Source organism: Photobacterium sp. OFAV2-7 (assembly GCF_022347985.1).
GTDB lineage: Bacteria > Pseudomonadota > Gammaproteobacteria > Enterobacterales > Vibrionaceae > Photobacterium.
Genome location: NZ_JAKRFQ010000260.1, coordinates 1 through 5,898, shown reverse-complemented (window position 1 = coordinate 5,898; position 5,898 = coordinate 1). Strand labels below are relative to the sequence as shown.

Annotated in this window: 7 protein-coding genes and 2 pseudogenes; 2 read left to right on the top strand and 7 right to left on the bottom strand. The window is 46.4% G+C overall.

The genetic code is table 11. The annotated features are described in order from the left end of the window. Positions 1 to 404: pseudogene (locus MHN01_RS13960) on the bottom strand (cysteine--tRNA ligase); the annotation flags it as partial. 252 nt (positions 405 to 656) lie between these two features. Continuing rightward, positions 657 to 2,402, bottom strand: coding sequence for an SgrR family transcriptional regulator (locus MHN01_RS13955; RefSeq protein ID WP_239411901.1), 1,746 nt, complete (start codon positions 2,400 to 2,402; stop codon positions 657 to 659). A gap of 169 nt (positions 2,403 to 2,571) precedes the next feature. Here MHN01_RS13955 and MHN01_RS13950 point away from each other — a divergent pair, with 169 nt between their 5' ends. Together MHN01_RS13950 and MHN01_RS13945 are read left to right on the top strand one after the other, a co-directional pair. Beyond that, positions 2,572 to 2,751 carry a hypothetical protein gene (locus MHN01_RS13950; protein WP_239411900.1) on the top strand — a complete coding sequence of 60 codons (180 nt, stop codon included), beginning with the start codon at positions 2,572 to 2,574 and terminating at the stop codon, positions 2,749 to 2,751. After that, entirely contained in the window at positions 2,748 to 3,137 is a 390-nt protein-coding gene (locus tag MHN01_RS13945) for a VOC family protein (RefSeq protein WP_075767801.1), read from the top strand. Before MHN01_RS13950 ends, MHN01_RS13945 begins: the two co-directional genes overlap by 4 nt. Before the next feature lie 54 nt (positions 3,138 to 3,191). On the opposite strand, the gene MHN01_RS13940 is transcribed toward MHN01_RS13945, so the two are convergent. From MHN01_RS13940 to MHN01_RS13920, 5 genes and pseudogenes are all read right to left on the bottom strand, one after another. Beyond that, complete coding sequence (locus tag MHN01_RS13940) at positions 3,192 to 3,392, bottom strand: hypothetical protein (protein WP_239411899.1); 201 nt, start codon at positions 3,390 to 3,392, stop codon at positions 3,192 to 3,194. Positions 3,393 to 3,538: 146 nt separating this feature from the next. Next, on the bottom strand, positions 3,539 to 3,934 hold the full coding sequence (locus MHN01_RS13935; RefSeq protein ID WP_239411898.1) for a hypothetical protein: 396 nt from the start codon (positions 3,932 to 3,934) through the stop codon (positions 3,539 to 3,541). 216 nt (positions 3,935 to 4,150) lie between these two features. Continuing rightward, on the bottom strand, positions 4,151 to 4,708 hold the full coding sequence (gene hutZ, locus MHN01_RS13930) for a heme utilization protein HutZ (RefSeq protein ID WP_239411897.1): 558 nt from the start codon (positions 4,706 to 4,708) through the stop codon (positions 4,151 to 4,153). Positions 4,709 to 4,710: 2 nt separating this feature from the next. Beyond that, positions 4,711 to 5,211, bottom strand: coding sequence for a heme utilization cystosolic carrier protein HutX (gene hutX, locus MHN01_RS13925; protein WP_255725272.1), 501 nt, complete (start codon positions 5,209 to 5,211; stop codon positions 4,711 to 4,713). A 59-nt stretch (positions 5,212 to 5,270) separates the two neighbouring features. Beyond that, a pseudogene (locus MHN01_RS13920) lies at positions 5,271 to 5,898 on the bottom strand (heme anaerobic degradation radical SAM methyltransferase ChuW/HutW); the annotation flags it as partial.

Sequence of the window (5,898 nt, the reverse complement as noted above, 5' to 3'; positions counted from 1 at the left end):
TGCTCTTGGATATGCTCTGTTGCCCGGCAGGTAATAGAGGGTTTTAAAATGTTAAGCCGTTCCAAGTCGGTAAAAAAGGCGCTTTCAAATAAAGTAGCAATCTCCCACGCCGACTTGTGCTGGGTACGGGCCCCTTTTTCCATTTTATCTTCACCGCTGTCGCCATCCGACACGAGATGGCCAACATCAGTGATGTTCATTACATGGTTAACCTGATAGCCGTTGAGTTGTAAAACGCGCTTTAAAATATCCACGAACAAATAGGTACGTAAGTTACCGACATGGGCGTAGTCATAAACGGTCGGACCACACGCATAAAGACCAACCTTGAGCGGTTCAATCGAATCAAACGGCGCCAGTTGCCGGCTCAGTGTGTTATAAAACTGCAGTGTCGTTTGTGTCATCGTTCATTTCCTTATAAATACAAAAAGGCCGCGGATATAAACATCAACGGCCTGGGAGATAGTGCGATATATTCGTTAGCTGATTGCTTTGCTAGGCGATAGATTTGCTAGGTGATAGCTACACGAAAGCGGCCGTAAATTAAGTATTTACAGCAGCAACATAGAGAGTGAGTAAGCGCAGTCATCATCGTCATAATAGTTTCAAATTAAAGTAGCTAATATTCAAAATCAACTATTTATTACTTCGTAGTACTAATCTTCCGACCATACATCCTGAATTGCCGGCCAGCCCCAGGCAGTCATAGACACCCCCTTTAAAATGCCTTCGAAGCGCAGAGTCTGCCGATGATGAAACAATGGCATTAACCAGTGCTCATTAAGCATCGCTGTAGCAATAGCATCCAGCTCGCTAAGATACCCGCGCAAAGGGCTCTGCTTACGGATGCTTGTTAACACAGAGTCTAGCCAGTGACTATCATCAGGTGACAGGCACTGATGAAGCACTGAATTAGACAGCATCCAGCGAAATGCTGAAGTAGGACGGTTGTCATCCAGATTCAGGCTGGTCAGAATAAGATCCTCACTTAAAGCCTCCCTGCGCGCCTTGTCATGAAACTCTTCAAAGGAATACACCTTTACCTGACACTCTACCCCGGCTTGTCCCAGTATATCGCTGATGGCTTTCGAGCAGTCAACCAGGGCCTGATGCTCGAAAACAGCAACAGTAAGCCTTTTAGGTAACCGCTGTTGTGCAGCCTTTGGCCTGTAGATTCTTGTCCAGCCTGGGAGCAAATTGCTTGCCGGAACTGCTTCGACGTGAGTATTAAGCTGTCGTAACTTCGCCATCAGATCATCCGTTGACAGAAGCTGAGCAAGGTATTTCCGTTGCATCAAGTGGACCCCGGACTGATGGTTAAACAGCATCAGCAAACAGCCGTTTTCAATTCTGGTCTGCTGGCTCTCTTCGCTCCCCTCGCCCTCCCCACTGATGGAGACATAATGCGAGCAACTGGAGTGGTTTTCTTGCGCAATATCAGCCTGAAGTAAGGTTTTACCGAATTCGCTGGCACTTTTCGAAGCCACTTGCCATACCGTAACAGAGTCAGTCAGTGCTCGGCATCCGTAATAGTTATCAAACGCCTGTAAATGAAGCCGCTTGCTAGAGTGCTCTTTAATCTGAAATGCCCCGCTTCCGACTATCATGGCTGCCTGATCAAGCTGCGAAGCTGGCTGGATCGAATACCTGACATCAGAGACTAACCCGGCAAAGCCAGGATCTGGCTGATTTAAAGCGAACTCGACGCAATGTGGATTAATCGCAGAAACACTGTCCATATGAGCCAGCTCTTTATGATATTCCGGTAATGCTTTGAGCTGTATAAACAGCTCGGCAACTTTATCCGCATTAATCTCACTACCGTCATGAAACGACAGCTGCGGACGCAAGAAAAAACGCCACCGACATGTCTCTTCATAGTAGGTCCAGTGATGGGCTAGCTGGGGTGTGAGATTCCCGTTCTCATCACAGCAGGTTAGACAGCTATATACCTGACGCAGAAAAAAACGCTCACTGTTTCTCTGCACAATGTGAGGCAGTATCGGTGAAAACGAACGACGGTAGGTAAGTTGAATATGCAGCAGCCCCTCACGCCGAGATGCACCTGAGGTCGTCTGTAGCAACTGGCCAAAGAGCACTTGGTCATTATCGATAAGTGCCAGTGCTTTCTCATATTTTCCAATCGAGATATGCTGCTTGGCAAGATCGGCTCTCAGTTCATCAGGACTGTATTTAAGATGAAGTAAAGAGCGTTGGTTACGCCCCACCTTTGGCACCCACTCCAGCCAACCGACAGTGTGCATTTCCTTCAGTAACGTTCTGCTGTGCCGGGGACTGGTAAACATAGCTTCCGCAACATCGTGGAGGGTAATTAAGATCTCTTTTTTCACTCCAAGCTTAGCCGTGCGAGTATAGTAAAGAAGTAATTTATCTTTCAACACAACCAGCTCCAACTCATCACCACCGCTTCCTCATTTTAATGACTCACACCCTTTCCTCTACATTAAACCAGAAAAAACACCAATAACAGGAAGAAACCTGAAATTTATCATCTGTGTTTTTGTTCCTTATTTGAATGAATAATATACCCAAACAGTGGAGGACGAAGATATGTTAACAAGTATCAGAAGTATCATTCATCAGAAAGCAGGCGGTACAGCATTAGCTGAGTACTATCGTTCACGGTTGAATAGCGCGCATAGTGTTCTTGAGCAAGAAGCCATTCTTTATATGTCCTCACTGCTGTCACTTTACGACTGGGATACCCAGGATAATCGGGAGCGAAAATGAAGATTGAACATGTCGCGATTTGGTGTAATTGCCTTGAAACCATGAAACTGTTCTACCAGCGTTATTTCGACGCAAAGTGTAGTGACATATATAAAAATCCGGAAAAGAAGTTTTCTTCTTATTTTTTAACGCTGCCTGACGGGCCACGCATTGAGCTGATGAATATGGATTCTTTTCAAGTATTGCCTGCAGATCCTTATATTCAGTTCACCGGACTGGCGCATATTGCTTTTTCTCTGGGCTCTGAAGAAAAAGTAAATCAAATGACTGAGAGATTTACCGCTGACGGTTTCAAGCTCCTCGACGGTCCACGCTGGACCGGTGATGGTTACTATGAAAGTGTCATTCTAGACCCGGAAGGCAATCGTCTAGAACTGACCGTGTGACAACAGCTCCTCACCGCAATAAACCTATTGCGGTGAGTAGTCTCAATGCTCCAACTATGAACAATCATCTTCATAATCACTTAGATTGATCCCCATCTGTTCTGCCACTTCGGCCCAATACGGCTCGGCTTCGCAAACACAGCAGTCACACCAAGGAGCGATCCCCTCGTGCATGTTCTTGCGCTTATTGCGATCCAATTGACGGGAACCTTGGCGAGCTCTCTCCTTATCGAGAGCAGTTGACACACTTGCCATAAGTTACTCCTCCCACCTTTACGGGTATATCAATGAAAATATAGACCGACTCCAGCAACAGGTGATCACTTCCGCGACAGTGGTTGAGATTTAAAAAAACCGGAACGATAACTCATTCCGGTTTTCAGTATTTCATACAACGTCGCTTATAGCTCTATCGCTTTATTCTGGCTCAGAAGTTTCATACCCTGAATATGCTTGACGAACCACTTTACAATTGCCAGCGCAGCGATGACCAGACCAACAACCGGAATGGCACTCAGTAGCTTATCGAGAAAATCGTTCTGTACCCAGTATTCTGCACCGGCAACCATGCCGCTGGTCGTTGCTGCCGTTACACCCAATACCACGAAGAAAGTGAAGAATAGGAAGAAGGTACGGATGATAGTGTAATAATGACTGTATGTAAGCTCGTCGGTGCCCTTATTCAGCTTATAAGCCGAATAAATGACAGCAACTATGCCTGATATCATAAAAGTCAAAGGGGTTAGAAAACTGGCGATATACGCAAAACGCACACCGCTTTTAGTATCACTGGACATAAATGAAACTCGATTTTGTGTCATTAATATAATAATTATCACACGTTTTTTCCGCTCAGCAAGCGAGCCCTTGTATTACGATGATCCGGATCAAGCGATTCCGTTAGAGTCCGGAATAACGACCTAAACGAACAAAGGCCTGTCAATTATCAAGCAGCAATATGCTGCATGAATAACCGTCCAGGCCCCTGTTCTTAATTATTAAATCTTAATTACCTATAGCTCTTCGTTTGGCGTTGTGATCTCGCTACCGTCCTTGATTCGTTTATGGCCTTCCTGCAAGTGGACAAAATCAACCAGATCGTCACCGCTTACCTGAAACGCCTGGCCAAATCCCTTCACAAACAATCCCTGAGTCGGTTCAAGACGGAACAAGGTAAAGTCTTCCAACCCGCTCAGACCATCAACTATCTCACCAAAGCGTGCTTTCAACTCGGCTACAGCAGCAAGCCAGCGTTCACTGTTTCGTTCGACAACAACGACGTTTGCCTCAAAAGTCAGTCGCTTGCGCGCATAGATGGTCTTCGATGTCCCCTCATCTTCAATCATCATCAATGATACCTGCGGGTTTTCAAGCAGGTTACGGGCATGTTTAGCAATTTGGCTGATTAACACATAGTAGCCATCTTCCAGCAGGGCAAACGGTGCATAGCTTACGTTAGGCTTGCCTTCAGCATCCACCGTTGCCAATTGCAGTGTCAGGCATGATTCTCGAAACTCTTTGATTTCAGGGCCAAGTCGATTTTGAAGGCGTTCTTGCTTTACTTGATTCATCTTTACTTTTCTCCAAGGTATTGTTGTTTTAATTGTTTGAATTTTTCGATTTGATCCGGAAATAACTGACGTTGCTTGTCACGGCCCAGATACACTTTAAAGACACACTCACCGCCTTTGGCAAAAAAGCCGATAAAATAGCTTTCCTTCCCCATAAACGGTTTACTGACCAGCGCGATATCTGTGACAAGATCCAAGCGTAAGTGACCGTGTAACTCACCTGATTTCCCCATTAAGTTGTAATAACCACGCGCTTCCTTACCTTTCGGAAACGGTGCTTTCACCTCAAAAATAGAGCCCATTGAATGCACAATAGTCGTTACTGGCCCCCAGATTGGTAAATCTTCAAGAATTGCTTTCGCACTCTCTCCCGGAACAGGAACAACCAGTTCGTCAGGAAATGCCATGACGACTTCGCCTTCAGTGGCACCAAGTGTGTCAGCAATCGCCATAGCATGCAGCTTGGGATCGGATGTCAGTAGTTCAGCGACTTGGGACTTCATTGCTTCAAAAGACTTATTCTCGTACACAGTTTCTCTCCAGATAATGTTATAGCTATATATTAGGCGGCTTTCGGCAGTGGATACTTTTGCAGTACTTCTATCATCGCTTGTGCCAACGAGACCGACCAGAATTCGCCAGCCAATGTGAGTGACAAATAGTCACCTTCAAGGTTTACCAATCCGTTGCGCTGCCAGATAGCAAACAGCGGTCGGCAATAATGGAAAATGTCCCAGCCGAACTTGTTACTCAATTCAGCAGCAGACAAAAACCCCCGATCAAAGCTCGCTTTGACTTCAGAATGCAGCGCAGCCTGGGGCGCAACACGCGTCATCATGGCTACCGGGATTTGCTCCGCTTTCACAGCAGTAATGTAGGCATCCAAACTCCGTTGCTGCATAAGACCAAAGCCACCCAAGTTACCACCAGCGCCGGCACCCAATGGCAGTACTTCGGCCGACGTTTTCGCTAGGCTGTTATAGATGCTCCGCTCTCTGTTATCGCGAGCCCAGTGGTTGACACTTAAGCGGCGAAGGTGATGCTTGGCCATGAAGTTAACACCATTTTCGAACATCGTTGCTTTCGTCGGGGTGTCGGCAGGATCTGGCAGGCGACCTTGCTCTACCATACCTTTCATCGGTGTTCCGCCCATCTCGATCAGCTGATACAAGTCGACGCCATGGGCACCG

Coding starts and splice junctions, on each gene's coding strand:
- MHN01_RS13945 (WP_075767801.1), top strand. CDS start 2,748: ATGAAGATTGAACATGTCGCGATTTGGTGTAATTGCCTTGAAACCATG.
- MHN01_RS13950 (WP_239411900.1), top strand. CDS start 2,572: ATGTTAACAAGTATCAGAAGTATCATTCATCAGAAAGCAGGCGGTACA.
- MHN01_RS13940 (WP_239411899.1), bottom strand. CDS start 3,392: ATGGCAAGTGTGTCAACTGCTCTCGATAAGGAGAGAGCTCGCCAAGGT.
- hutZ (WP_239411897.1), bottom strand. CDS start 4,708: ATGAATCAAGTAAAGCAAGAACGCCTTCAAAATCGACTTGGCCCTGAA.
- hutX (WP_255725272.1), bottom strand. CDS start 5,211: ATGAAGTCCCAAGTCGCTGAACTACTGACATCCGATCCCAAGCTGCAT.
- MHN01_RS13935 (WP_239411898.1), bottom strand. CDS start 3,934: ATGTCCAGTGATACTAAAAGCGGTGTGCGTTTTGCGTATATCGCCAGT.